Consider the following 2539-nt stretch of genomic DNA (forward strand, 5'->3'; position numbering starts at 1 on the left):
GCCCTCGCGCTCGTCCCGGCCTGGGAGGCGGCCGAGGATCTGCTGCTGCAACTGCTGTTGGAGCAGGGTAAGACTGCCGACGCGCGCGCCCGCATTCATCGCCGTTTGTGGCAGCGGGCCGACCAATCGGACCTGTGGCGGCTGCTGGCCATTACGCTCGATCAGCGCGACCGGCTGGAAACGGCTTTCTACGCCTGTCAGCGCGCTTGCCGTTTCGATCCTGATAATGTGGAGGCCCATCGCCTGCTGGGGTGGCTTGCCCATCGTACTGGGCGCATCGCCAAAGCCGCCGAGAGCGCGCGCCGAACGGTGGCGCTCACCGGCGGCGATGTTCCGGCGGCGATTCAGGCGGCTTTCCTGCTGGAAGCGGCAACGCGGATCGGCACGGCATCGGTGGCGGAGGCGGCTACTTTGGCCGAGCGGGCCGTGTTTCTGGCACCGAGCGCGGCAGAAGCTTGGCGCGCGCTCGGGCATGTTCGGCTAACCCAGCACCGCTGGGAGGATGCCGAGGCCGCGCTGCGGACGGCGGTCGAGCTTGCGCCAGATGGCCTGGACGCGGCGCGGCAGTTGGCGGGGCTGTTTCTTGGGCGCGGGCGTTTGGCGGAGGCCGAAGCGCGGCTGCTCCATCTGCTCCGCCAGCACCCGGAGGATAAGATCGGTCGGCTCTTGCTGGCGGAAACTTATCAGAAAAATTGCCGTTATGATGATGGGCTGGCGGCGCTGGCGGCGTGGCAGGACTGGCCCGATGGCGCGTTGCGTGCGGCATGGCTGCTGGCCGACCGTGCCGCGCCGGGGGATTGGGCTGAGGCTATCGCCCTCTGCCAGCAGGTGATTCACGTCGGCGGGTCGGTCAAAGCGGCGGGGGAAGTCTTGGCGCGTTTGGCCGGGCTTGGGTCGGTTGAGGCCGAAGCCGCGCTCGATCTGCTGCCGCGCTATGAGGCGTGGAAGATTTATCGGCACGCCCTGCGCGTGGCCGTGTACCGCTACGGGCATGGCCCCTTCTGCCGATTGGCCCGGTTGGCGCAGGCGCGTTTTCCCGACGAGGCCTGGATCGAAACCGCCGCCTTTTTGCGACGGGGCTCGATGAGGATCTCCCCCCGCCCGCGCGGGCGGCGGCGGCGCGGCACTGGTATCGGCGCTTGCGCAGCCGAACGGGGATATCCGCGCCGCGCCCGACCGTGCGCAGTGATGATAAAATCCGCATTGCTTATCTGGCGAGCTATCTCCACGCTTCCCTGCTGCGCCGCGTGCTGACCGCCCATGATCCTGACCGAGTGAGCGTCTATCTTTATACCGACGCGCCGCTGGTGGCGGCCGATTGGGGCGTGACGGTAACGCCGCTGTCGGGAACCGATCTCGCCCAGTCCTTTGCCGCCAATCGGATCGATGTCGCCATCGATACTGTCGCCCCCCACGCTTTTGAGGGGCAGGATCGCGTCGTTTCGGCGCTGGGACGCCGCCTCGCGCCGGTACAGATCGCGTGGCTAGGGACCTGGGGAACCGGCGGCGGGCTCTATGACGCGTTACTGACCGACGCCGACGCCGTCCCGCCCGGCGCGGAAGCTCGCTACGATGAGGAGATTCTGCGTATCCCCGGCGGGCAATGGGCGTGGGAGCCACCGCCCGAGGCGCTATCGCCCGCCCCAGGGCCGCTTCCCGCCTCGCAAAACGGCGCGATCACCTTCGCGGCCACCGTGCGCGGCCTGCGTCTATCGCCGCGAACCTTTTGCCGCCTGGGCACAGATTTTAGCGGGGTGCCGGGGTCGCGTTTGGCGCTGGTCGGATTTCAGGCCGAAGATAGCCCGCAGCAGCGCGCCTTTGCCGAGGCGCTCCGGCTGCCGGGGTTGATCCTGCGCGCGTGATCTATCAGCCGCCCTGCTCCTATACCGCGCTGCTGCGCTTCTATCAAACGGTCGATATTGCCCTCGACGCGGTTCCGGCCAACGGCGGGCTGTGCTTACTCGACCCGCTGTGGATGGGGGTTCCCGTCGTCAGCGCCGCCGGGCCGTGGGCATCGGATCGGCAGGGGCGCTCGATTCTGGCGGCGGTTGGTTTGGCCGATCTCTGTGGGGAGGGCGATGCGGAGTTTATCGCTATAGCAATTGCCCTCGCCCAGAACCCCGCGCGGCGGGCCGATCTGCGCCAGAGTTTGCGCGCGCGCGTCAAAACCGCGTCTTTAACCGAAGGCACGCGGATCGCCCGTTTCATCGAAGCTGCGGCGACCCGTTTGCACGCCGAGGCACAGCCGATTCGGACGGCGCGCACGTCTGGGGACCTAGCCGCAGCGCTGGCCGAGCGGGCGTTTCGCACCTGGCGCGCGCAGGGCGGGCGGCTGGTGCTGCCGRACGCATGATGCGCCAGCGGTCTCGGTCATCCTGTCCGCCGATGCGCCGCTCGGGCTGCTGTGGGAAAGCCTGCGCGCGCTCGCCGATCAAACCGATTGCGCGGTCGATATTTGCCTCGCGAACCCGCCGAAAGCCTTACGCGCCTGCGTCACGGGCCTACGCGCGGCCCCGCGCCTGCGCGCGCCCTATCGGCT

The 2539-nt window shown here is 68.6% G+C and carries 3 protein-coding genes; all 3 read left to right on the forward strand.

Features of this window, described 5'->3' with window-relative positions; genetic code table 11:
• Positions 1–1254 (forward strand): tetratricopeptide repeat protein (locus VZ95_RS19290; protein ID WP_045777308.1); only part of this gene is annotated, 1254 nt, incomplete at its 5' end.
• Positions 1179–1862 (forward strand): tetratricopeptide repeat protein, encoded by a 684-nt coding sequence (locus VZ95_RS19295; RefSeq protein ID WP_045777309.1) that lies wholly within the window; start codon positions 1179–1181, stop codon positions 1860–1862. The genes VZ95_RS19290 and VZ95_RS19295, both read left to right, overlap by 76 nt.
• On the forward strand, positions 1859–2353 hold the full coding sequence (locus VZ95_RS19300; RefSeq protein WP_045777310.1) for an O-linked N-acetylglucosamine transferase family protein: 495 nt from the start codon (positions 1859–1861) through the stop codon (positions 2351–2353). Before VZ95_RS19295 ends, VZ95_RS19300 begins: the two co-directional genes overlap by 4 nt.
• Positions 2354–2539: the final 186 nt, after the last annotated feature.

The sequence above is a fragment of the Elstera litoralis genome (assembly GCF_000963705.1).
GTDB lineage: Bacteria > Pseudomonadota > Alphaproteobacteria > Elsterales > Elsteraceae > Elstera > Elstera litoralis.